Below are 22,837 nucleotides of genomic sequence, written 5' to 3'. Positions count from 1 at the left end.
CACGTCAGGCGTTCGGCTTCGCGCTCGCCGAAGGCTTCGCCCCCTTCTTCAGGAAGCCCATGTCCTCGTAGACCGGGGTCTGGAAGCCGAAGGAGCCGGCGTTCACCAGGTTCTTGGCCGCGGCCGTCAGCTGGGGGCGCTGGTACAGCGGGATGGAGCCGGCGGCGGCCCAGATGCGGGAGTCGGCCTTGCGGATCAGGGAGAGGTTCTCGTCGGTGTCGAGGGTGGCGGCCGCCTGATCGAAGAGGTGGTCGACCTGGTCGGTGCCGATGCGGGTGTAGTTCTGCTCGACGTCGAGGGAGCCGTCGGCGGCCGGGACCGGCTTGGCGTAGATGGGCCGGGCGTCGGTGGCCGGGAAGGCGGAGGCGGGCCAGGAGTACAGGGCGAGATCGAACTCCCCGGAGGCGATGTGGTCCTTGAAGTAGCTGTCGTCGGAGACCTTGGTGATCCGGGTGCCGATGCCGACCCGCTGCAGCATGGCGCTGATCCGGTCGGCCACGGTCCGCAGGGCCTGCGAGCCGGGTCCGGACGGCAGCACGAAGCGCAGGGTGAGCGGCTTGCCGTCCTTGGCCAGCATCGCCGTGGCGGCGCCGGCCGGGGCCGCGGTGCCCTTGGGGGCGTAGGCGCCGGGCACGCCGCCGTGCTGCGGCTGCGGTCTGGCGTACTTGCCGTCCGCGAGATGCGTGCCGCCCTTGGCCTTCTCGTCCTTCTTGCTGTGGTCCTTGGGGTCCTTGTCGTGGCCGCTCTTGCTGTCGCCGTTGTCGTCCTCGCCGACGATGTAGGTCCCGTCGTCGCCGCCCTCGGACTCGTCGGCCTTCCGGCCCTGGGCCCCGGCGGCCTTGTCGCCCTTCTGCTTCTTCTTCTCCTCCTTGACCGGACCGCCGCGCACCCACCCGGCGTCGGCGAGCAGCGCCTGCGCCTCCTTGGTGTCCTGGCCGCCGAGCGCGCCGCTGTTGTCGGCGTAGGCGGCCTGCCCGGACAGCGCGAGATGACTGCCGACGGGCACGGCAGGCAGCCCGAGCGGTTTGAGTACGGCCTCGGCGAGGGCCTTGCGGTCGAGGGCGCGGGCCACCGCCCGGCGGACGCGCTCGTCAGCGAGGGGGCCCTCGGCGCCGTTCAGGGCGAGCTGGGTGTAGACGGGCTCAAGGGACTTGCGGACCTCGAAACCGCTCAGGCCCTCGGCGTCGGCAGGCAGGGCCTTGGCGGCGGCGCGCCGGGCTTGTGGGCCCGGCAGCGCGGCGGAGCCCTTGGCCCCCGCGGCCGGCGCGATGCGCTGCGCGGCGGACGGGTCGATCTCGGCCAGGTCGATCTCCCCGTCGGCGAGCGCGGCGGGCCGCTTGTCGAGCGGTACGGCCTTCAGGTCGATCTCGGAGAGCTTGGCGGGCCGGCCCCACCAGCGGGGGTTGCGGACCAGGCTGACCTGGTTGTTCTTGTGGTCGACCGCCTTCAGGGCGAAGGGCCCCGCGGTGACCTTGAGCGTCCTGCGCGCCCCGTCGTTGAAGGAGTCCGGCGTCCCCATGACGTCCTTGGGGTACAGCGGCGAGAACAGCGACTGCCAGTCGGCGTAGGGCCGGGCGAAGGTGACCTTGACCTCGAGGTCGTTCGCGCCGCGCTCGATCTTCTCGATGCGGTCGTAGCCGGCGTTGCGGGCGGTCCAGTACGCGGTGTCCTTGCCGGACAGGGCGCGCCACTGGGCGGCGAAGTCGGCGGCGCCGATCTCGCGGCCGTCGCTCCACACGGCCTGCTGGGCGATCTTGTAGAGCACGACCTGCCTGGGCTCGGTCTGGACGACCTTGGCGGACTCCAGGTAGTCGGAGTTGCGCTGGGGCCGCCCGTTCGGGTCCAGCCGGTACATGGACGGGAGGACGGCCTGCGCGACGCGGTTGGTGACCGCGTCGGCGTCCGACTGGAACGTGTTCAGGGTCTCCGGCACGTCGTCCACGGCCCACCGCAGGGTGCCGCCGTCGGCCACCTGGTCCCGCCCGGCGGGCGCGATGTCCGGCCCGGCAAGGGGCTTGCCCGCCTCGTCCTCGGAGCCGCAGCCGGCGAGCAGGGGCACCACGAGCAGGCCCGCGGCGAGAAAGGCGATCGCGCTCCGCTGGAAGGGCCGCGACAGGCCGTGGTTCGTCCGCGGCACCATCGTGGCTCGTCGCTCCCCGCGGCGGAGCCGCCCATCGATGCTGCCCCGCGCCCCTTCGGGGTGCTGCCGAACGTGGGACATCACTGCTACCTCCGGGAGCCGCTCACGCCGGACAATAAGTAGGGGTCTGATCACATTTGGCGGTATTTTGGAGTTGATCAGATGTACGGCCCACTGAAGAGGAAAGGGTTCGCCGTCCGGGGGTGACACGGCGGCACAGCCGGGCAACCCCACTCGTACGGCCCAATGTGCGCCCCCGGCGCACACAGAGCGCTTGCAGGCGTGCACTGGAGGCATGCAATCCGCCAATCGCTGCACATCCCTTCCCACCGGCAGGTGTGACGCGCAACACTCGCAGGCGCATGAACGTTGCCACCTGGGGCCTGACGGCCCATGGAAGTGAGGTCACGTCATGTCCGTGCAAGACGACCTGACGACAATGCAGCGCTGCCTGGACGACCTGTCCCGGTCCGTGGGCCGCCTGGAGAAGCAGCTGGGCAGCGGCGGTCTGGACATCCGCCGCGTCCGCGCCGACGCCGATCACCTGCGGGAGAGCGTCGCGCTCCTGCGCGAGGCGGCGTCGAGTCCGAGCGCACCGCGCAAGCCGGAACTCGTCACCATCCCCGACACCCCGTACGACCCCTCGCTGTGGATCGACACGGACGACGAAGGACTCGGCGCCCGCGACCGCCACGCCCCCTGAACCCGACCGGAGTCATGAGTTGGCCACTGGTACGGAACCACATCTGAACAGCGGCGGTGTACGCACCGGTACGCGCGCCGCGATCGACGCCCCGCATCTGCGGACCGACCGCTGGTGGCTGGCTCCGGCCGCCACCGCGGCCGGGTTGCTGGCCTTCATCGTGTACTCGACGTGGCGGGCCTTCGCGAACGCGGACTACTACTCGGCGCCGTATGTCTCCCCGTTCTACTCGCCGTGTCTGGCGGAGAACTGCAAGAACATGCCGTCGGGCCCGAACGCCGACCTCTTCGGGAGCTGGTGGGGCATCTCCCCGGCCATCATCATCCTGATCTTCCCGCTCGGCTTCCGCCTGACCTGCTACTACTACCGCAAGGCCTACTACCGGGGCTTCTGGGCCTCGCCCCCGGCCTGCGCGGTGGCCGAGCCGCACAAGAAGTACACCGGTGAGACCCGCTTCCCGCTGATCCTGCAGAACATCCACCGGTACTTCTTCTACGCGGCGATCCTGGTCGCGGGCGTGCTGACGTACGACACGGTGCTGTCCTTCCGCGACACGCACGAGAACTGGGGCCACATGGGCCTCGGCACCGTCGTGTTCCTGGTCAACATCACGCTGATCTGGGCCTACACGATCTCCTGCCACTCCTGTCGGCACATCGTCGGCGGCAAGCTCAAACACTTCTCCAAGCATCCCGTGCGCTACAAGGCGTGGCAGTTCGTCGGGAAGCTGAACGCCCGGCACATGCTGCTCGCCTGGGCGTCGTTGGTGAGCGTGGCGCTCGCCGACTTCTACGTCTATCTGGTGGCGTCCGGCGCCTTCGACGATCCGCGATTCTTCTGATGAGGGGTGCCTTCTGATGTCCGTGGTCGACCGCCAGGAGTGGGACGTGGTCGTGGTCGGCGCCGGGGGCGCCGGACTGCGTGCCGCCATCGAGGCGCGCGAGCGGGGCGCCCGCACGGCAGTCATCTGCAAGTCGCTGTTCGGCAAGGCGCACACGGTGATGGCCGAGGGCGGCATCGCGGCGGCGATGGCCAATGTCAACGAGCACGACAACTGGCAGGTCCACTTCCGCGACACCATGCGCGGCGGCAAGTTCCTCAACCAGTGGCGGATGGCCGAGCTGCACGCGCAGGAGGCCCCGGACCGGGTGTGGGAGCTGGAGACCTGGGGCGCCCTCTTCGACCGTACGAAGGCGGGAAAGATCTCCCAGCGCAACTTCGGCGGCCACGAGTACCCGCGCCTCGCGCATGTCGGCGACCGTACGGGCCTCGAACTGATCCGCACGCTCCAGCAGAAGATCGTCTCCCTCCAGCAGGAGGACCATCGCGAGACCGGGGACTACGAGTCCCGGCTGAAGGTCTTCCAGGAGTGCACGGTCACGAGGGTCCTGAAGGACGGCAGCCGGGTCTCCGGTGTCTTCGCCTACGAGCGTGAGAGCGGCCGTTTCTTCGTCCTGGAAGCCCCTGCCGTGGTGATCGCGACGGGCGGCATCGGCAAGTCCTTCAAGGTCACGTCGAACTCGTGGGAGTACACGGGCGACGGGCACGCGCTCGCGCTGCTGGCCGGGGCGCCGCTGCTGAACATGGAGTTCGTGCAGTTCCACCCGACCGGGATGGTCTGGCCGCCGTCGGTGAAGGGCATCCTCGTCACGGAGTCGGTCCGCGGCGACGGCGGGGTGCTCAGGAACTCCGACGGAAAACGCTTCATGTTCGACTACATCCCCGACGTCTTCAAGGAGAAGTACGCGGAGTCGGAGGAGGAGGGCGACCGCTGGTACGGGGACCCGGACAACAACCGGCGTCCGCCCGAGCTGCTCCCCCGTGACGAGGTCGCCCGCGCGATCAACTCCGAGGTGAAGGCGGGCCGCGGCTCCCCGCACGGCGGTGTCTTCCTGGATGTGTCGACGCGTATGCCCGCCGAGGTCATCCGGCGCCGGCTGCCGTCCATGTACCACCAGTTCAAGGAACTGGCGGACGTCGACATCACCGCGGAGGCCATGGAGGTCGGGCCGACCTGCCACTACGTGATGGGCGGCATCGCGGTCGAGTCCGACACCGCCGCCGCACGCGGGGTGCCCGGGCTGTACGCGGCCGGAGAGGTGGCCGGCGGCATGCACGGCTCCAACCGCCTCGGCGGCAATTCCCTCTCCGACCTGCTGGTGTTCGGACGCAGGGCGGGCTGGCACGCGGCCGAGTACTCGGCGGCCCTGGCCTTCGAACGTCCCGCCGTGGACGAGGTCCAGGTCGACGCCGCGGCCGCGGAGGCGCTGCGCCCCTTCTCCGCCGAGGGCCCCGCGCCGGGCGAGGACGACGGCCGCCCGCCGGAGAACCCGTACACCCTGCACCAGGAACTCCAGCAGACCATGAACGACCTCGTCGGCATCATCCGCCGCGAGGGCGAGATGGAGCAGGCGCTTCAGAAGCTGGCGGACCTGCGGGTACGGGCCCGCCGGGCCGGTGTCGAGGGGCACCGCCAGTTCAACCCCGGCTGGCATCTCGCGCTGGACCTGCGGAACATGCTGCTGGTCAGCGAGTGCGTGGCCCGGGCGGCCCTGGAGCGCACGGAGTCCCGCGGCGGCCACACCCGCGAGGACCATCCGACGATGGACCGCAAGTGGCGCAACATCAATCTGCTGTGCCAGCTGATCGACCCCACGGGCGGCCTTGCGGCGACGGACCCCGTGCAGGGTCAGATCGCCCTCTCCCGTGAGACCACCGAACCCATCCGCGCCGACCTGCTCGCCCTCTTCGACAAGGAGGAGCTGGTCAAGTACCTCGCCGAAGAGGAGCTGTACGAGTGAGCAGCTACGAGGCCCGCTTCAAGGTCTGGCGGGGCGATGTCAAGGGCGGCGGCCTGGAGGACTTCAAGGTCGAGGTCAACGAGGGCGAGGTGGTGCTGGACATCATCCACCGCCTCCAGGCCACGCAGGCCCCTGATCTGGCGGTCCGCTGGAACTGCAAGGCGGGCAAGTGCGGTTCGTGCTCCGCCGAGATCAACGGGCGGCCGCGGCTGATGTGCATGACACGGATGTCGGTGTTCACGCCGGAGGAGACGATCACCGTCACGCCCCTGCGCGCCTTCCCGGTCGTACGGGATCTGGTGACCGACGTCGGCTTCAACTACGCCAAGGCGCGCGAGGTTCCGGCGTTCGTGCCGCCGGAGGGTGTGGGACCAGGCGAGTACCGGATGATGCAGGAGGACGTGGACCGCTCGCAGGAGTTCCGCAAGTGCATCGAGTGCTTCCTGTGCCAGGACACCTGCCATGTGGTGCGGGACCACGAGGAGAACAAGACGGCGTTCGCCGGGCCCCGCTTCCTGATGCGGGTCGCGGAGCTGGACATGCACCCGCTGGACGCGGCCGCCGAGACCGGCCTGGACCGCAAGAAGACCGCCCAGGACGAACACGGGCTCGGCTACTGCAACATCACCAAGTGCTGCACGGAGGTCTGCCCCGAGGGCATCAAGATCACGGACAATGCGCTGATTCCGTTGAAGGAACGGGCGGTCGACCGCAAGTACGACCCGTTGGTGTGGCTGGGGTCGAAGATCAGGCGGCGGTCTTCGTAGGCCGCGGGAGGGCGGCCGGGTTCAGCGCACCCAGCCGTCCCGGTACGCCCTCCAGTCCGCCTCCGTGGCCGCGAAGTCGACGTAGAGCGCGACGCCGAAGCGGGATCGGTCCGCGTCCGTGCGGGACAGGCCCAGACGGACGCCGCGGACGGCGGCGGATGCGGTCTCGGCATGGTTCCAGTGGCCGAACCGGTTCTCGTGGTAGAAGGGCAGGCCCATCAGCAGGTCGGTCGTGGGCGGGGTGACCTCCAGTGCGAGCGAGGTCTGCTGGGCGACGTAGCCGCCGTACAGGCTCTGCAGCGGCTGCATGGTGTCGTACGACATCACGGCGATCTGGTCGACCCTGCGGGCGACCTGGCCGAAGAACCTCTGCGACCACCACTTCGGGTGTCCGGAGACCGCGTCCCAGAAGGCGTGGAAGCCGGGGAGCGGGTCGATCTGGTGGGCGGCGACGGACAGCAGGGCGTGGTGCGCGCGGGTGACGGAGCGGAGGGAGTCGAGGAGGGTGAGGTAGTTCCGGTCGCCGGAGTGGAGGGGTTCGAGGTCGAAGTGGACGCCGTCGAAGCCGGCCGCCAGGATCTCGCGGGTCGAGGCGACGACGGCCGCGCGGGTCGCGGGCCGCTCCAGGCGCATCCCCGTCGGGCCCTCGGTCGCGAGTACGTCGCCGAGCCAGGCCTGGACGCGTAGCCGCGGCGCTCGGTCGTGCAGGGTTTTCGTCAGCCAAGTCGCCTTGCTGTACGTGGACTTGGGGAGGGTGCCGTTGTGTTCCAGCGGGCCTGCGTGGACGTACAGGTCGCGGATGCCGGTGGTTTTCAGACGGTCGGCGAGGGCTGCGACGTCGGACTCGGTCTTGCGGCCGTCGACCCAGGCGTGGCCCAGCCAGATGGCGTCGCGGTTTCTGGTGTACGTGCCTTCCTCGGGGTCGCCGGTGTAGTTGAGGCGGAGGGCGGATTCTGCGGCGAGGAGGGGGAGGAGCAGGGCCAGGACCAGGGCGAGGGTGAGGCGGCGCCAGCGGCGGGGCGGGAGCCTTTTCGCCTCGGCTTCGCCATCGGCTTTTTCGTTCCCACCCGCACCACCCGTACTACTTTCGTCGTCGGGTGCGGGTGGCCCCTGTGGGGGTCCCTCGCCGTCGGCGGCTGCGGGGATGCGCCTGGTCGCGGTCGGCTCCTCTGCCGCGGTCTCCTCTCTCCTGCCGCCCTTGGGGCCCGCTGTATCTGCCTCCGTGTGCTCCGCCCGCTCCATTCCCGCTCCCCCTCGTCGATTGCGTCCGATCCGCCCCACCCCGGTCGCGCGACCGCATTCCTGCTCATACGCTCCGAAATGTGACGTCACCCTTGATTCGGGGCCGGCCGCGGCGGGCCACCGCTCACATATCCGTGCGGGTGCTGCACACCGTGGTGGGCGGACTGGCCGCGGTGGTGTGGCTGGTGTTGCCATGGATGACGATCAACAGTGAGGTGCCGGTTCCGGCCGCCCGTGCGCATCCGGCCGCCGCGAGCGCCGCCGCGCCGAAGCGGAACGGGACGTCGGCCGCCGATCTGGTGCTGCCGGTCGTCGCGGCCGGCGCGGTGGTGGTGGTAGCGGGGTACGGGTATGTGCGGCGCACACGGCGCGCCCGGACGCGTACGACACCCGGTGGTGGCCTGGCCCCCGCCGGGCACGCCTGGCACGCCGGGCCCGCCGCACCGCCGCTCTCCGAACTCGACGAACGGGTACGGGTCCTGCTGGCCCAGGCCGACGACTGGGTGCGCACCAGCCGGGAGGAACTCGACTTCGCCGAGGCGCGGTCCGGGGCGGATTCCGTGGCGCCGTTCGTACGGGCCGTGCGGGACGCCGAGGCCGAGCTGTCCGCCGCGTTTCGGATGCGGCAGCAGTACGACGACGGGATCCCGGAGGACGAGGCGGCCCGGCGGCATGCGCTCGCCGGGATGATCGGGCGGTGTCAGGAAGCGGGGCGACGGCTGGACGCGGAGGCCGCGGGGTTCGATCTGCTCCGCGCGCTGGAGACGGCGGAGGGTCTGGGCCAGGCGCTGGAAGTCGCGGAGGAACGGTTCCGTGCGCTGGCCGCCCGCACCGGAGGCGCCGGGGCGGCACTGGCCGCTCTCGCGGGGCGGTACGGGTCCGCGGCGGTCGAGACCGTCACCGGGCATGCCGAACAGGCCAAGGACCGCCTGGTGTTCGCCACGACCCGGCTGAACCAGGCCCGTCAGGCGGCCGACATGGGGGAGCCAGCGGACGCGGCACGGCATCTGCGGGCCGCCGAGGGGGCGACTGCACAGGCCGAGGTGTTCGTGGCCGGCATCGAGCGGCTCGCCGCCCATCTGGCCTCGGCCGCGGAGTTGGTGCCGGCCGCGCTCACCGGGGCGGAGGCGGAACTCGCGGGCGCGCGGACCGGCCCGGGGGACCTCCCCGCCGGTGAGCTGCACGCCCGCGCCGCGCACGCCGACCTCGTCCTGACGGCCGTACGAGAAGAGCTGACCGCCGGGCCCTACGATCCGCTCGACGCCCTCCGGCTGCTGGTGCGGGGGCTCCTGCCGGTGGGCGTGGGGCGGGCCGGGGTGCTGTCGGCCGCCGCGTCGCTGGTCGCACGCAGTGCCGTGGCCGAGGCCGACGCCTTCGTCATGACACACCGGGGGGCCGTCGGCAGCACGGCGCGCACCCGGCTGGCGGAGGCGCGGCGGCTGCTCACCGAGGAGCCTCCGGACCTCCTCACCGCCGACGCCCTGGCCCGCCGGGCCCACGAACTCGCCGAACGGGACGTACGGGTGCACGGCAACCCGGTCGCCGGCGCCGCCGAACACGAAACCGGAACCGCCGGCGCAATCACCGGCGGTGTGCTGTTGAGCGATGGCTCACCATCAAGCTTCGGCGGACCCCGCACCCATGCCCGCCGGGCAACGAACCCGCTCTAAAGGGGCGCGGGGAACTGCGCGACCAGCCACAACGCACCCGCAGTCGCCGGACAACAGCACCCCCCTCCCCAACAGGCGCACCGGCGGTCAAAACAGACTCAGCAACGCCTCCGCCGGATCCGCCAGCCCCGTCTCCCCGTCCGGCAGCGGCAGTTCGAACCACACCGTCTTGCCGCGTGGCGTGCGGCGGGAACCCCACGCCGCGCTCAGGAGGCCGACCAGCTGGAGGCCCCGGCCGCCCTCGTCGGTGTCGCGGGCGCGGCGGCGGCGGGGCTGGACGAGGCCGGAGTCCCAGACCTCGCAGACCAGCGTGCGGTCCAACAGCAGCCGCAGTCTTATCTCACCCTCCCCGTACCGCAGGGCGTTCGTGACCAGCTCGCTGACCAGCAACTCCGTTGTGTCGACGAGGGGTTCGAGGTCCCAGGACAGCAGCTGCCCGCGGGCGTACTCCCGGGCCCTGCCCACACTGCGCGGCTCGCGCGGCAGCGTCCAGTCGCCGACGGAGTCCGCGGGCAGACCCTGGACGCGGGCCATCAGCAGGGCGATGTCGTCCTCGCCGTGGTGGGTGTCGAGGGTGTTGAGGACCTGGTCGCAGACGTCCTCCAGGGGCGCGGAGGGGTCCGTGAGCGCGCCGACGAACGCCTGGAGACCCTCGTCCAGGGGGTGGTCGCGGCTTTCGACCAGTCCATCCGTGTAGAGCGCCAACAGTGCACCTTCGGGTAGTTCGACCTCCACCTCCTCGAAGGGCTCCCCGCCGACGCCCAGCGGCATGCCGGGCGGCACGTCGAGCATCAGCGCGTCCTCGCCGGGCTCGACCAGCACGGGCGGCAGATGGCCCGCGTTGGCGAACGTGCAGCGACGCGTGACGGAGTCGTAGACCGCGTAGACGCAGGTGGCGAGGTACACCTCGGAGAGGTCCGCCTCTCGGGGGCGGCGGGCCGCGCGGGTGGCCTGCTGGACACCGCCGGGCGCGCCGAGGCCCCGGGCGATCTCGTCCAACGCACTCAGCACTTCCGCCGGTTCGAGGTCGAGGAGCGCGAGTGTCCGTACCGCCGAACGGAGTTCGCCCATCGCCACCGCCGCCCGCAGACCGCGGCCCATGACGTCCCCGACCACCAACGCCGTACGGTGCCCCGGCAGTTCGATCACGTCGAACCAGTCGCCGCCGACCTCGCTGGGGCGGTCGGCGGAGGAGTTGCCCGGCAGATAGCGGCAGGCGATGTCCAGACCGGAGGCCACCGGGTCGCCCGGCGGGAGCAGCGACCGCTGCAGTATCAGGGCCCGCTCGTGCTCACGGCGGTACAGACGCGCGTTGTCGATACAGACGGCGGCGCGCGCCGCGAGCTCCACCGCCAGATCCCGGTCCCGGTCGCCGAACGGCTCGCTGCCCTTCGTACGGGCGAACTGCGCGAGTCCTACGACGGTGTCGTGGGCGACCATCGGCACGGCCAGCGTGGACTGGACGAGGCCGCCCTCCTCGGCGGGGACGAGCTGGGTGCGGGCGGTGCGCAGGGCGTCCGCGCAGGGGGAGTTGAAGGGGTAGTGGTGGACCGCGCCGACGGCGACGGGTGCGCCGCCCCCGACGAACGGCGCGTCGGAGACCGCGCTGGCGAAGGCGACCCGGCGCAGCTCCGCGCTGCCGTCGGCGAGGCCCGGCGGGGTCTCGTCGCCCGCCAGCAGTCCCTGGTAGAGGTCGACCGTGGCGAGGTCGCAGAAGCCGGGGACGACGACGTCGAGGAGTTCGCGGGCCGTCGTCTCCAGGTCGAGGGAGTTGCCGATACGGGCGCCCGCCTCGTTGAGAAGGGCGAGATTGCGCCGCGCGGCAGCGGCCTCGCGGGCCGCGGCGCGGCGGGAGGTGATGTCGGTTCCGAGCCATGCGACGCCGATGGGGCGCCCGGAGCCGCTGTGTACGCGGTACAGGTTGATGGACCAGTGCCGGCGGTCCTCGGAACCTGGCACGAAGCCCGTGACGTGCATGTCCGTGATGGAGTTGCCGGTTTCCAGAACCCGCCGCAGGGTCGCCGCGACCCGCTCGGCCTCGGGCCGCTGCAGATAGTCGTGGACACCGCGGCCGCGGTGGTCGTCGGGCGTGCCGCCGAAGGTGTTCGCAAACTGCTCGTTGACGCGGCGGACCCGCAGGTCGGGGTCGATCAGAAGGAAACCGAAAGGAGATTGACCGAAAATCGACTGCGAGGCGGCAAGGTCGGTCTCGATGCTGCGCAGGGTGCGTACGTCGACCACGATGCAGACGGCGGCCTTCTCGCCCTCCTCGGTCCGCGTCGGCATCACATAGACCTCGGCGAGACCCTCCCGCCCGCTCTCCCCCGCCGCCGCACCGGGCTGACGGAACGGGACCACTCCGGTCCACTCCCGCCCGTCGAGGATCTCGGCCATCTTGCGCTGACCCTGCTCCCGGAGATCGGGATCGATGAACGCCTCGATGGGGTCCATGCCGACCGCGCGCTCGGCGGGGATCCCGAAGAGCTGCTCGGCGCGCAGACTCCACTGGTCGACGAGCCCGTCCGGGCCGATGGAGAAGGACGCGACCTTGATGTAGTCGTAGATGGAGCCGGGTGGACTGCTCTGCCACATGGCGTCACCGTGAGGTGTTCCCTCGGTCCCGTCGGATCCGTCGAAGGAAGACGGGCCCGTCGCGCCCGCCGTCCCGCTCGTCACATCGGCCGCGGCATCACCCGCGGCCTTTGCCCTCGCGCCGTCCGACGGGTCCTCGGACCCCGTGGCCTTCGCTGGTATCTCGCTCACGCGAACCGTCCCCTCCAGCTCACCGCGTCCGGCACCGGTCACCGGGTGCGGCTGCCCGCAGTATCCAGCACTACGGCGCCGCACAACACGGTGTTCACGATCACAGCACGGTCCCGACGGTTTTCGGTCCCGGCTGCGACAACACTTCCAGTCTTCTAACCAGCCGACACCTCGTCGAATCCCGCTCGCCGGACACTGCCACCGGCCTGATCGGGTCGGTCTACAGGGCGGGTGTTCGCGTACAGCGTCCGAGGGGCCGGACACTGCCACCGGCTCAGCCGGGCAGGGCCAGTTCGAACCACACCGTCTTGCCCGCCTCGCCGGGCCGGGTCCCCCAGCGGCGCGAGGAGTGGGCGACGAGTTGCAGCCCACGGCCGCTCTCGTCCTCGGGGCGGGCGACGCGTTCGCGCGGCGGGTCGGGGAGCGGGTCGGAGACCTCCACCAGCAGGACGTCCACCAGCCCTGCGGGCCGTACGAGGCGTACGCCGATGGGTCCCGTGGCGTGCCGCAGCGAGTTGGTCACCAGCTCGCTGACCAGCAGGGCCGTGAGATCTCCGAGGGCGTCGAGCTCCCAGGTGCGCAGTTGGCCGCGGACGGCGGCGCGGGCGCTGCGGGCGGCTCCCGGTTCCGCGGGGAAGCTCCACTCGGCGCAGTCGCCTTCTGTGTCGATCACGCCGATCACTTCCCAGGCCAGAAGCCCACCCATGTCCGGTTTCGTGGGGTTAATGGGCACATACCCGATATCAGGGATGCAGTACCGTCCACGGCGGGAGCTTGCTCCGGTGGGGGGGCGCCGGGCGCCTAGGCGCCGGTCAGCTCACGGACCGCTGGGATGTCCTGGTCCAGCCACGGCACGTCCCACAGCTCGTCCGGGGTGAGCCAGCGCAGTTCGTCGTGGTCCTGCAGGGGCTTGGGGGCAGCGGAATCCGGGTGCAGGCGGGCCGTCCACACCTGCAGGACGTACGGGGGCTTCAGGGGCCACTCGCCCGGTACGCGGGCCACGGGATCGGCGTCCACGCCGAGTTCTTCGTGCAGTTCGCGCACGAGGGCCGCCTCGGGAGTCTCGCCCGGTTCGACCTTGCCGCCCGGGAGTTCCCAGCGGCCGGCGAGTTCGGGAGGTGCACTACGGCGCGCCGCGAGCAGGCGGTCGCCGTCGAACAGGGCGGCGCCCACCACCACGATCCGTTCCGTCATGCGGGGAGCCTACGGGAGTCAGTTGACCGCGGCTGATCCGTTCTGCCCGTTCTGGCCTATGCGCTCGACCCAGTACAGCTGCTTGTGCCCGCGGTCGTCGAGGCTGTCCGCGATCTTCTGGGCCTCGGCCCGGGTCGCGTACCGGCCGACGCGGTACTGATTGCCGTTGTCGTCCTGCCGAATGACGAGCCAGGGAAGCGTGATCGTGCCGTCGTTCATCGCGCCCCACCGCTCCTTCCCGCCCCGGCCCGACCGCTCCTCGCCCGCGGTTCGTGCCGTGCCCCACCCTCTAAGGAAACCGCAATCCGCATATGCCCGAGCGTACGCCTTACCTTTACGCAGCGAACACGCCTTTTCACAAAGAGGTACGCAACCGGCCAGAACGAGGGGGGGCGCACGGAATCGAACGCGCCGCGCGCACGCGTCGACGCTCCCCCACTCTCGGCTGCGCTCGAGCGGGGGGACCCCCATGGTCAGCGACATGGCGGGCATGCGTGGGGCGACCTGCGAGAACGGCCAGATTCCAGCGGCGGACGAGCCGGTTCCGAGGGCGTGCGGAGGGGGTGGCGGCGAGGGGGCGGCGGGGTCAACTGCCGTAAAGGTGTGCGCTACTTCACTGGGAGGTGGTACGCCACGCGGTAGCGATCAGCGGGGATGACGACGTCGGCCGTCTCCACGGGGCGGCCGGACGCGAAGAAAGTGCGCTGGATGACCAGGATGACATGACCGGGGACGCCGCCGAGGGTCACGAGTTCCTCGGCGAGGCCGGGGCGGGCGCCGACCTCCTCCGTGACGTTGTCCACGATCACGTCGATCGCCGCCATGCGCTCGACGACACCCATGCCGCCGAGCGGGCCCTCCTCGGGAAGCATCACCGGGGTGCGGCCCGTGACCGCGAGGGGCTCCCAGGAGGTGGAGAGCATCATCGCCTCGCCGGCCTCGCGGAAGACGTACCTCGTGCACATCACGCGGTCGCCGGGCTTGATGTCGAGCCGCTCCGCGACGCAGCTGCTCGCCTCGGCCTGGGTGCTGCTGGACTCCCAGGTGCCGCGCCCCTCGCCGTCGGCCTGCTCCTGGCGGAAGGGCGTCGCGCCGCCGGCCGGACGGAACCCGGAGCGGGCCACGCTGCGGGGCACCGGGCGCTCACGGACGTACGTCCCCGACCCGGAGCGCCCCTCGACCAGGCCCTCCGCCATCAGCACCTTGCGCGCCTCCAGCGCGACGGTGTCCGAGACGCCGTACTCCTCGCGGATTCTGGCCTGGGAGGGCAGTCGGGTGTGCGGCGGCAGCGAACCATTGACGATCTTCTTGCGGAGATCACCCGCGACACGCAGGTACGCCGGCTGCTCACCGAAAGTCACTGGCCGCTCCCATCAGGTTGTACAGACAGCAACAGCCTGGCAACCGTGGGTTGTGCTGTGCAAGCAAAGGCCAGAGAATCACTCGATGTGATGACATGTGCCCGCGGAGGGCTTTACGCAGGCACTTTCTCCCCGCTATAGCCGTGGTCACACCTCGAACTCGGAGGCACCTGAGCCGCCGTTCCCGTCGTCGTCCGCGTCCTTGGATTCGGGCGGGGTGGCGTCCAGGCCCAGAGCCTTGCGGGCGGTGACGGCGCGGTCGGGTGTCGAGAGCGCCATGACGAGGTCGTAGTGCTCGTAGAAGCCGTTCGCGTCACCGGCCTTCGCGGCGTACGCCCATTCCTGCTGTCGTGCCGCGACCTCCTCGGCGACCTTGGCGACCGGCGTCCGCGAACCGGTCGGCCAGGAGTGGTCGTGCAGCATCCGGACCTCCTTGTCGAGCGCGGCCGCCATCTGTCCGGCCCACTGGCGGTTGGCCCGCAGATCGTCGTCGGGGCTGTCCGAGGGCTGCCGGTCCAAAGCGGCGTTCTCGACGTCGACGGCCTTGAGATAGGCGGCCTGGTCGGCGTCCAGGGTCTGCTCGTCGTTGCGCAGGGAACCCTCCACGCCGGCCTTCTCGTCGGTGTTGCCGAACAGGCAGGTGACCTCGCGGTCGCCGTAGCGCCAGCTCTGCCGGCTCGGCGTCAGGTAGTACACGTCGACGTCGTCGGGGACGGCCCAGGCGTCCATGGCGTAGCCGTAGCGCAACTCGTAGCACCTGGCGTCGGCGGCGTCCGTGATCTCCCCGTCGCCGGGGTAGTCGGCGCCGCCGGGCATCCGGAACGTGGCGAACACCTCGGCGTCGTGCAGGCCGGTGCAGGGCACCTTGTCGACGTCGTAGGCCACGCCGTCCAGGGAACCGCTCGGGGAGTCGAAGCACTCGCCCTTGGTGAGGGAGTAGGCGCTGCCGTGGTCGCGTGCGGCGCCCTTCACCCAGCCGTGGAGCGCGGCGCCGCCGACCGGGACCGCCACCCACAGCACGAGCCCGAGACCGGAGAGGACCGCACCGGTGACGGCCATCGCGCGGCCCCGCTCTCCGGTCCTCCTGATCTGGCGCAGCGCGACCAGCCCGAGGAGCAGCCCGAGGGCGGGAACGAAGCAGAGGATGCCGAGCACCAGGGCGGCGATGGCGACCCCGTTGACCGGCGCAGGCGCGTTGTACGGGCGGTAGCCCTGTCCCCAGGGCTGGTACGGGTACGGCCCGGGAGGCGGGGGTGGTGTGGACACGGCTGCCGTGCTCCTGGTTCGGACGACTGACGCACAGAACTGGCGTACGGAACTCGTACGACTGGGCGCATGGTAAGCGCGTGGTGAGGAGAAGAGGACCCCCCGCCTCCGTTACACCTGCCCGCGCTCCGTCTCCAGCAGTGTCACGCACCGCCCCAGCAGCCCGGTCAGCGCCTCGCGTTCCTCGTCCGTGAACTCGGCGGCCAGGGCCCGTTCGACCCGTACGGCACGGGCGTCCGCGTCGGCCATCACCGCGCGGCCCTCGTCGGTGAGACGGGTCTCCAGGACGTTCTTGTGCCACTCGTGGGGGGTGCGGTCGATCAGGGCGCGGTCCTGGAGGTTGTTCAGGACCGTGTTCATCGTCGGCGGGGTGACCCCGCACAGGCGGGCCAGGGCCGCGGCCGAGATACCGGGGTTCTCGGAGAGGTGCAGCAGCGCCGAGTACTGCGCCACCGTCACACCGGCCGGCTTGAGGACGGCCGCCTTGGTCGCGCTGAGAGCCTGTTCGGCCCGCTTGAGGTGGGAGCCGAGGCGCTCGGACACGGGCATGGACGTCATCTCCGCATGGTAGCGGCCCCATTCAACGATCAACATGCAGCCGCCCATTAATGCATTGACGAAGATTAGAGTTCTAATCTACGTTCATACACGCAAGGGAGTGAGTACCGAATCGGCCCGAAACGAGAGGCGTCGACGTGTCCCGTTCGATCCACCGCCGCACCTTCCTGACCACCGCCGCCGCGCTGGCCGGCGCCGTGGCGCTTCCGGCGACGGCCGCCCGCGCCGCCGCACCCCGCATCAGCACCGCCTTCACGCTTCCCGAGGACCGCGCCTATCCCGAAGGCATCGCGCTGGACGCGCGCACCGGCGACGCCTATGTCGGCTCGTACACGACGGGTGCGGTGTACCGGGCCGTGCGCGGCAGCCGTGCGGCCGAGGTGTTCCTCCCGTCCGGCACCGACGGCCGTACCACCGCCAACGGCCTGAAGGTCGACCGGGCCGGGCGTCTGTGGGTCATCGACTCCACCGCCGGGGTGGACGTCTACGACCTGCGCACCCGTGCCCTGCTCGCGCGCTTCACCGTCCCCGGCAGCGGCCCCTCCTTCGTCAACGACCTGGCGCTGGGTCCTGACGGCACGGCCTATCTCACCGACAGCTCCCGCCCGGTGGTCTACCGCGTCACCCCGGCCGACCTGGCCCGGGCCCGCGGCGGCGGCGCGACGCTCGACGCCGCCTACGACCTGAGCGCCGTGAACCCGTCCGACGGGCTCTTCCTCAACGGCATAGTCGTCGACCCGGCGGGGCGGTACCTGCTCGCCGTCGGCATGACGGGCGGCGGCCTGTACCGGGTGGGCACGGTCTCCGGATCCGTGCGCCAAGTGACTCTGGACGGCGGTGACTTGAAGCACGGCGACGGCCTGGAGCTGGCGCACGGCACGCTGTGGGCCGCGCACAACGCCACCAACACCCTCAGCCGCTGGCGGCTGTCCCCGCACGGCACCTCGGCCCGGCTGGAGCGGCAGTTCACCGACACTGCCCTGCAGATCCCGACCACGCTCGCCCGCACCCACGGCCGGCTGCTGGTCGTCCGCTCGCAGTTCGACAAGGGCGGCCCGATGGGGCAGGGGGTGCCCGAGGAGCCGTTCACCGTGGCGTGGGTGGACGGGATCTGAGGGCCGGCCCGGGGGGTCAGTCGCGGAAGCCGGTGCGGCGGGTGCGCTTCTCCCAGGCGAGGGCCTCGTCGCGTACCTGGTCGAGGTGGTCGGGGACCGCACTCACGCCGTCGTCGCCGAGCGGCAGCAGCGGGCTCTGCCCCGCCTGCAGCGCGGCCAGGATGAGCGCCGCCGCCTGCAGCGAGGTTTACGGGCGTACGCGGACGCGTGACGGAGCGGGTCGGCGCAGGGCCTCACCGCCCGTCGGAGGTGGCCACGAGCAGCCACGACGCGGGCGCGTGAGCCTGCACCGCCGACCCGGCGGCCGGCGTCCGTGACGCCGCCCCAGCCTGGCGATGTCCCGCAGGGCCTAGACGTTGAAGCGGAACTCGACCACAAGGCCGTGACCTGCGGAAATGTGGGCGCATCCCAGCACCGTCCCAGCACGGGCGCCGCGAGAAAGTACGAGAAGACTCAGGATCGCCAACGCTACACAACAGCGTCGGCCCAAGAGGCCGAGGTCTGTGGGACTTCTCCGCAAGGTCCGCGAGCAGCGCACATCGCCTCGCTGCCATGCCACTCACAGCGGCCATGCGGTGAGCAAGTCGCCGGGGCCGTAGGCGGCATCGAGCCCCGGACAGTCGAATCCGCTGCGCGAAACCGCCACGACTGGAACAGGTTCGTCGGTGAGCGCGGCCCTGTGTCGGTGGAGAGCTGCCAGGTCGTGCCGGTCGAAGGGCGACTGCTCCAGCCACTTGATGGAGCCGACAAACAGCAGTTCCTTGGCGATGGGGCCGCGGTCCGCCCCGACGATGTCGATCTCGACGTCATTGGTGCGGGTCCAGTAACCGCCCACCGCCGACGCCGCCGGCAACTGGTCGTCGGGCAAGATCCGGGCGAGCGCATCGCGGATGAGCGGCTCGACCGCCCGGCCACGCCAACTGGTCCAGTTCTCCCGGATCCGCGCCAAGGTCAGATCGCCCCGCCCTCGCTCGATCTCCCCCATGGCCGGGCCGAGCAGGTGCAGCCAAAACCGCAGGTAGGGATCTGTCACCCGGTAGCGACGATCCTTCGACGGCCGCAGGGAAACCGGCAGCTCCGCCGCAACGATCCGCTTGCCCGTGAGCAGCTCCAGCGCTCGCTGCAGTGGCGTCGCCCCGATCCCGCCAGCCGCGCGGGCGATGTTGGTGAAGGTCCGCTCGCCACTGCCGATCGCGGCCAGCACCGTACGTGCCTGAGCCTGCGGCGGGAATTCCGCGGCCAGTGAGCGCTCGGCCGAAACCAACAGTGGCGAGACCGGATCATTCAGCGCCTCACCGAGGAACTCCCACACACCCGCGCCCCGCGGCCATTCCGCGCAAATCAGCGGCAGCCCACCGGTGATCAGCGCGGCATCGAAGGTTTCCGCCGGGTCCAATGCCAGCATCCGGCCTACTTCGGCGGGATTCAGCGGCCCGAGGACCATCTCACGGCCGCGCTGGTGGAAGGGGCGCCCGTAGCTGTTCAGAGCCTCCATCATCGACAGGTCCGAGCCAATGAGGACCAGCAGTACGGGCTTGCTCTCCAAGACCCGGTCCCAGGCCCGCTGCAGCACCCCCTCGAAAGCGCCGTCGGCATCCATCAGGTACGGCACCTCGTCGATGACCAGCACACTCGCTCGGTCGGCGGGCAGGGCCGCAGCCAGCACATCGAAAGCGGCATCCCAGCTCTCCGGACGCGCGGCGGCCACCAGCTGTGCCAGCGGCAGCGTCGATGCCTGGGCGTCCCGGGCCAGCCGTGCCAGATCATCTCCAGGGGACGCACCGGTTGCCGCGTAGAACAAGAACGGTGCCCCGGAGCGGTCCACAAACCTCTCGACCAGCCGCGACTTGCCCACCCGGCGCCGCCCACGCAGCATCACGCACCGACCGGGCCGCTCCCACCCGACCCCTGCGGCGACCTTCTGCAGCTCGCGCTCCAGCGTCGCCAGCTCCTGCCGCCGACCGACGAAATCCACCATGCCTGCCGACCTCCACGCACGAGACTAACGATAATGTTAGTAACATAGCCGTTAGTAGGCTGTCTTCGCCAGTTTTCGCCCACGATCACGAGTCGTGGAACCGTGTCCCTCGCGGCCCGAGGAAGGGGTAACGGGGCCAGCTTGCAAGCCGGTCGAACGCGACACCCCCGAAGCCCACGCCGCATCGAAGGCGAAGTTCCACCCTTTCGCCGTCCGGGCGGATTTCGAGGAACTTCGCCAGCCCCACCCACCGGGTCGGCCCGCCGGCGATTCAGCCGACGAACCGTGAGGCATCCGCCTGGAGCAGCGGGTGGACACGGCAGCCGGAGCGGCCGCCGTATCGATGAACGCCCCCGGTCGACCAGCATCGCGATCAACTACTCGTCCACCGTGCCGCACCGACCAGCCCAGCCACACGTTGATCAGCCACCCAAAAAGGTAAGTGGATCGACTTGCCTCCAGGGTGGCGCCGGGTTACGTTTCCGAAGGTGAGTCCACCGACTTACCTCGTCTCTCGGCAAGGAACAGGCACATGAATCGTCTTGCGGGCAAGCGCGCCCTCATCACCGGCGGCACGAGCGGGATCGGTCTGGAGACCGCGCAGCGCTTTGTCGAGGAGGGGGCCGACGTGCTGGTCACGGGGGTCACCCCGGCCAGCATCGACAAGGCGCGGCAGATCCTCGGGGACAAGGTGCCGGTGGTGCAGGCCGATGCGCGCGATCTCGATGCGCAGCGCGGTCTGGCGGAGCGGGTGCGGGAGCACTTCGGGGAATTGGACGTGGCGTTCCTGAACGCTGGCGTCTCGGACTGGCGGCCGTTCGAGGACCACACGGAGGACAGCTACGACCGGCTCTTCGACATCAACGTCAAGAGCGTCTTCTTTCTTACGCAGGCCCTGGTGCCCGTGCTGGCCAACCCGTCCTCGGTCGTCCTCAACGCATCCAACAGTGCGCACGGCGGTTACGGTCACTCGAACGCCTACGCCGCGACCAAGGCGGCTGTCGGCTCCCTGATGCGGTCGTGGAACGCGGACCTGCTCAGGCCGCACGGCATCCGGTTCAACGCGGTCAGCCCCGGCCCGGTGGACACCCCGCTGTACTCCAAGATCGGGGTCGAGGATCCCGCGCAGCAGAAGGCGGTTCTGGAGGCGATCAGCTCCGGCATCCCCCTGGGTCGCATGGGTATGCCCGAGGAGGTCGCGGAAGCCGTCGTGTACCTGGCCTCCGATGCCTCCGCCTTCGCTGTGGGCCAGGACCTTATCCTGGACGGCGGCCAGACCATCCTCTGACATGTGAGGACGCGTCTTAGGAACGCGAGAAGGGGTGTGAGTATGACGGCGGCGGACCGTGACCGAATGGAAACCGGTGACGGTACGAGCCAGGCCGGATATCACGCGCAGATCAAAGCGGAGAACCGCGCGCGCATCATTCGCGCCGCCCGCGACCTCTTCCTCGCCCGGGGATACGACAAGACCTCCCTGGCCCAGATCGCCAGGGAGGCCCGCGTCTCCACCGGCACCCTCTTCAAGCGGTACCCCTCCAAGGCTGCGCTGTTCGCAGCAGTCACCTCCGAACAGTGGCAGCTGGATGTGCAGTACGCCGAAGCGCCCCCACCCGGCGATCCCCGGTACGGGCTGGACCACATCGGCCGCGACTACGCCTGCCTGGTCTCGCGGCCCGGCACGGCGGCGCTGTGCCGCCTCATCATCACCGAGCTTCCGCAGATGCCGGAACTCGCCGACATCGTCGGCACCGGCTTCGCCATCGACCGCGGTCCCTTCTTCGACCGGCTCCGCGACTACCTGGACGCCGAAGCGCAGGCCGGCACACTCGACTTCCGTTCGACTGACGGACAGACACAGCCGTCATCCGCAGTGGCCGAACAGTTCCTCGGCATGATCTGCGGCCAGCTCCTGTGGCCTCAACTCGTACGGACCGACTTCATCCCGCCCGACCCCACCGACACCACGATCGTGGACGAAGCCGTCGCCCTCATGCTCACCCGCTACCGCGCCGGATCCTGAACCCCGCACCACCAGTTCACGCTGCCATGAGCCCGATACGTCGCCCTACCGGGACAGGTGCAGGTATCGGTGACTCGACCGAACCAGCAGCGCGCCCCCGGCGTTGGGCTCGGTGCGTCCATTCCGTCGGGTTCCAGCGTGTGCGCCTGCTCGGTATGGCGGTGAAGGCCCACGACCGGGTGGCCGGCCGCCGTGTCTTCGACGACTTCCACCTCGACGAGGCGATCACGCGACGGAGCCTCCACTCCCATGGTCACACTGCTCAGCAGTCGAGAGCCCGCCGGATGAACTCCTCCCGGGTCGCGCTGGAAGCGCGCGACACAGCCGCATGACCCACCGTCATGTCGAACCCGTGGAAGGCTCCGCCCCACATGTGGAGATCGACGCTCACGCCTGCCTCGGACAGGCGGCCGGCGTAGATCAGGATCTCGTCGCGGAACCCCTCCGCCGAGCCGGTGTCGATGTAGGTGCGCGGCAGTCGGCTGAGGTCCTCGGCGCGGGCCGGCGCGGCGTACGGCGACACGTCCGGGCCGCCGCGCCGCTCGCCCAGTACGGAGGTCCACGCGTACAGGTTGCTGTGGCGGTCCCATACGCCGTCGCGGTCCACCATGCGACTGCTGTGCGTCGCGAGGCGGTCGTCGAGCATGGGGCAGATCAGGATCTGGTGGCTGAGCCTGGGAAAGGCGCGGTCGCGGGCGAGCAGCGCGGTCCCCGCCGCGAGACCGCCGCCGCCACTGACTCCGGCGATCAGGAGCCGCTCGGGGTCGATGCCGAGTTCGGCCGCGTTCTTCGCCGTCCACACCAGCCCCGCGTAACAGTCCTCGACCGGCGCGGGGTCGGCGTGATCCGGCGCCAGCCGGTATTCGACAGACACGACGACCGCGCTCCCCTCGATCACATGGGGGAGGAGATGGCTCACGTGGTCCCGGCGGCCTCCCATGATCATCCCGCCACCGTGGAGGCTGAGGATGCCTCCCTTGGGGCCTCGGTCCTCGACTGGGCGGAGAATCAGCACAGTGATGTCCGGCGCGCCTTCCGGCCCGGGTACCTGGCGCTCCTCCACCCGCACTCTGCCGCCCGCCGTCAGAGCCTCCGAATCCAACCCGGGGGAACCCGCGGCGATCTGCCGTCGGATCTCTGGCAGGGTCTGGTCCGACAGGGCCGGAAAAACGGCCCCCCGCGCCTCCTCGACGGGCGCGAGCTCCGGGTCCAACGGAGGCCGGGTGGTCACGGCACCAAAGAAGTCTGCTGCTGTC

The 22,837-nt window shown here is 70.5% G+C and carries 19 protein-coding genes; 8 read left to right on the top strand and 11 right to left on the bottom strand.

The annotated features are described in order from the left end of the window. Positions 1 to 4: 4 nt before the first annotated feature. Positions 5 to 2,140: an ABC transporter family substrate-binding protein gene (locus tag ACWCRD_RS12315; RefSeq protein WP_450965772.1), complete on the bottom strand. Its 2,136-nt coding sequence runs from the start codon at positions 2,138 to 2,140 to the stop codon at positions 5 to 7. 412 nt (positions 2,141 to 2,552) lie between these two features. On the opposite strand from ACWCRD_RS12315, the gene ACWCRD_RS12310 reads away from it, so the two are divergent. The 4 genes from ACWCRD_RS12310 to ACWCRD_RS12295 are packed head-to-tail and all read left to right on the top strand — an operon-like array spanning position 2,553 to position 6,411. After that, entirely contained in the window at positions 2,553 to 2,843 is a 291-nt protein-coding gene (locus tag ACWCRD_RS12310; RefSeq protein WP_115906133.1) for a hypothetical protein, read from the top strand. A 19-nt stretch (positions 2,844 to 2,862) separates the two neighbouring features. After that, positions 2,863 to 3,684, top strand: coding sequence for a hypothetical protein (locus ACWCRD_RS12305; RefSeq protein WP_450965771.1), 822 nt, complete (start codon positions 2,863 to 2,865; stop codon positions 3,682 to 3,684). A gap of 16 nt (positions 3,685 to 3,700) precedes the next feature. After that, positions 3,701 to 5,644, top strand: a complete 1,944-nt coding sequence (locus ACWCRD_RS12300) for a fumarate reductase/succinate dehydrogenase flavoprotein subunit (protein ID WP_450965770.1) — start codon at positions 3,701 to 3,703, stop codon at positions 5,642 to 5,644. After that, the gene (locus ACWCRD_RS12295; RefSeq protein ID WP_450965769.1) at positions 5,641 to 6,411 is read left to right on the top strand and encodes a succinate dehydrogenase/fumarate reductase iron-sulfur subunit; all 771 of its coding nucleotides are present in this window, start codon (positions 5,641 to 5,643) and stop codon (positions 6,409 to 6,411) included. Before ACWCRD_RS12300 ends, ACWCRD_RS12295 begins: the two co-directional genes overlap by 4 nt. 21 nt (positions 6,412 to 6,432) lie before the next feature. Here the strand turns inward: ACWCRD_RS12295 and ACWCRD_RS12290 are convergent, their stop codons facing one another. After that, positions 6,433 to 7,653: a hypothetical protein gene (locus ACWCRD_RS12290; RefSeq protein ID WP_450965768.1), complete on the bottom strand. Its 1,221-nt coding sequence runs from the start codon at positions 7,651 to 7,653 to the stop codon at positions 6,433 to 6,435. Positions 7,654 to 7,733: 80 nt separating this feature from the next. Here ACWCRD_RS12290 and ACWCRD_RS12285 point away from each other — a divergent pair, with 80 nt between their 5' ends. Further along, positions 7,734 to 9,323, top strand: a complete 1,590-nt coding sequence (locus tag ACWCRD_RS12285; protein WP_450965767.1) for a hypothetical protein — start codon at positions 7,734 to 7,736, stop codon at positions 9,321 to 9,323. Positions 9,324 to 9,410: 87 nt separating this feature from the next. Here the strand turns inward: ACWCRD_RS12285 and ACWCRD_RS12280 are convergent, their stop codons facing one another. The 7 genes from ACWCRD_RS12280 to ACWCRD_RS12250 form a co-directional block, all read right to left on the bottom strand. Further along, a complete protein-coding gene (locus ACWCRD_RS12280; RefSeq protein WP_450965766.1) occupies positions 9,411 to 12,086 on the bottom strand; it encodes a SpoIIE family protein phosphatase in 2,676 nt (891 codons plus the stop codon). 274 nt (positions 12,087 to 12,360) lie between these two features. Next, positions 12,361 to 12,792, bottom strand: coding sequence for an ATP-binding protein (locus tag ACWCRD_RS12275; protein WP_450965765.1), 432 nt, complete (start codon positions 12,790 to 12,792; stop codon positions 12,361 to 12,363). A gap of 95 nt (positions 12,793 to 12,887) precedes the next feature. Continuing rightward, the gene (locus ACWCRD_RS12270; protein ID WP_450965764.1) at positions 12,888 to 13,280 is read right to left on the bottom strand and encodes a (deoxy)nucleoside triphosphate pyrophosphohydrolase; all 393 of its coding nucleotides are present in this window, start codon (positions 13,278 to 13,280) and stop codon (positions 12,888 to 12,890) included. An 18-nt stretch (positions 13,281 to 13,298) separates the two neighbouring features. After that, positions 13,299 to 13,499: an SPOR domain-containing protein gene (locus tag ACWCRD_RS12265; protein ID WP_450965763.1), complete on the bottom strand. Its 201-nt coding sequence runs from the start codon at positions 13,497 to 13,499 to the stop codon at positions 13,299 to 13,301. 389 nt (positions 13,500 to 13,888) lie between these two features. Then, entirely contained in the window at positions 13,889 to 14,641 is a 753-nt protein-coding gene (locus tag ACWCRD_RS12260) for a GntR family transcriptional regulator (protein ID WP_450965762.1), read from the bottom strand. A 147-nt stretch (positions 14,642 to 14,788) separates the two neighbouring features. Beyond that, a complete protein-coding gene (locus ACWCRD_RS12255) occupies positions 14,789 to 15,907 on the bottom strand; it encodes a DUF4190 domain-containing protein (protein WP_450965761.1) in 1,119 nt (372 codons plus the stop codon). Between the two features lie 111 nt (positions 15,908 to 16,018). Next, a complete protein-coding gene (locus ACWCRD_RS12250; RefSeq protein ID WP_450965760.1) occupies positions 16,019 to 16,465 on the bottom strand; it encodes a MarR family winged helix-turn-helix transcriptional regulator in 447 nt (148 codons plus the stop codon). Positions 16,466 to 16,602: 137 nt separating this feature from the next. On the opposite strand from ACWCRD_RS12250, the gene ACWCRD_RS12245 reads away from it, so the two are divergent. Then, complete coding sequence (locus ACWCRD_RS12245) at positions 16,603 to 17,580, top strand: SMP-30/gluconolactonase/LRE family protein (RefSeq protein WP_450965759.1); 978 nt, start codon at positions 16,603 to 16,605, stop codon at positions 17,578 to 17,580. 559 nt (positions 17,581 to 18,139) lie between these two features. On the opposite strand, the gene ACWCRD_RS12240 is transcribed toward ACWCRD_RS12245, so the two are convergent. Further along, positions 18,140 to 19,558, bottom strand: a complete 1,419-nt coding sequence (locus ACWCRD_RS12240) for an ATP-binding protein (RefSeq protein ID WP_450965758.1) — start codon at positions 19,556 to 19,558, stop codon at positions 18,140 to 18,142. 532 nt (positions 19,559 to 20,090) lie between these two features. Between ACWCRD_RS12240 and ACWCRD_RS12235 the strand changes: the two genes are divergently transcribed. Further along, the gene (locus ACWCRD_RS12235; RefSeq protein ID WP_450965757.1) at positions 20,091 to 20,846 is read left to right on the top strand and encodes an SDR family oxidoreductase; all 756 of its coding nucleotides are present in this window, start codon (positions 20,091 to 20,093) and stop codon (positions 20,844 to 20,846) included. A 66-nt stretch (positions 20,847 to 20,912) separates the two neighbouring features. Beyond that, a complete protein-coding gene (locus ACWCRD_RS12230; RefSeq protein WP_450965756.1) occupies positions 20,913 to 21,581 on the top strand; it encodes a TetR/AcrR family transcriptional regulator in 669 nt (222 codons plus the stop codon). Between the two features lie 262 nt (positions 21,582 to 21,843). Here the strand turns inward: ACWCRD_RS12230 and ACWCRD_RS12225 are convergent, their stop codons facing one another. Further along, entirely contained in the window at positions 21,844 to 22,596 is a 753-nt protein-coding gene (locus tag ACWCRD_RS12225) for an alpha/beta hydrolase fold domain-containing protein (protein ID WP_450965843.1), read from the bottom strand. Positions 22,597 to 22,837: the final 241 nt, after the last annotated feature.

The sequence above is a fragment of the Streptomyces sp. NPDC002092 genome (assembly GCF_053593775.1).
This window is presented reverse-complemented; position numbering and strand designations above follow the sequence as displayed.

Excerpts from the sequence above, each read along its gene's own strand:
- ACWCRD_RS12235 (WP_450965757.1), top strand. The coding sequence starts at position 20,091 with ATGAATCGTCTTGCGGGCAAGCGCGCCCTCATCACCGGCGGCACGAGC.
- ACWCRD_RS12230 (WP_450965756.1), top strand. The coding sequence starts at position 20,913 with ATGGAAACCGGTGACGGTACGAGCCAGGCCGGATATCACGCGCAGATC.
- ACWCRD_RS12275 (WP_450965765.1), bottom strand. The coding sequence starts at position 12,792 with ATGGGTGGGCTTCTGGCCTGGGAAGTGATCGGCGTGATCGACACAGAA.
- ACWCRD_RS12300 (WP_450965770.1), top strand. The coding sequence starts at position 3,701 with ATGTCCGTGGTCGACCGCCAGGAGTGGGACGTGGTCGTGGTCGGCGCC.
- ACWCRD_RS12315 (WP_450965772.1), bottom strand. The coding sequence starts at position 2,140 with ATGGTGCCGCGGACGAACCACGGCCTGTCGCGGCCCTTCCAGCGGAGC.
- ACWCRD_RS12270 (WP_450965764.1), bottom strand. The coding sequence starts at position 13,280 with ATGACGGAACGGATCGTGGTGGTGGGCGCCGCCCTGTTCGACGGCGAC.
- ACWCRD_RS12310 (WP_115906133.1), top strand. The coding sequence starts at position 2,553 with ATGTCCGTGCAAGACGACCTGACGACAATGCAGCGCTGCCTGGACGAC.
- ACWCRD_RS12265 (WP_450965763.1), bottom strand. The coding sequence starts at position 13,499 with ATGAACGACGGCACGATCACGCTTCCCTGGCTCGTCATTCGGCAGGAC.
- ACWCRD_RS12250 (WP_450965760.1), bottom strand. The coding sequence starts at position 16,465 with ATGACGTCCATGCCCGTGTCCGAGCGCCTCGGCTCCCACCTCAAGCGG.
- ACWCRD_RS12290 (WP_450965768.1), bottom strand. The coding sequence starts at position 7,653 with ATGGAGCGGGCGGAGCACACGGAGGCAGATACAGCGGGCCCCAAGGGC.
- ACWCRD_RS12240 (WP_450965758.1), bottom strand. The coding sequence starts at position 19,558 with ATGGTGGATTTCGTCGGTCGGCGGCAGGAGCTGGCGACGCTGGAGCGC.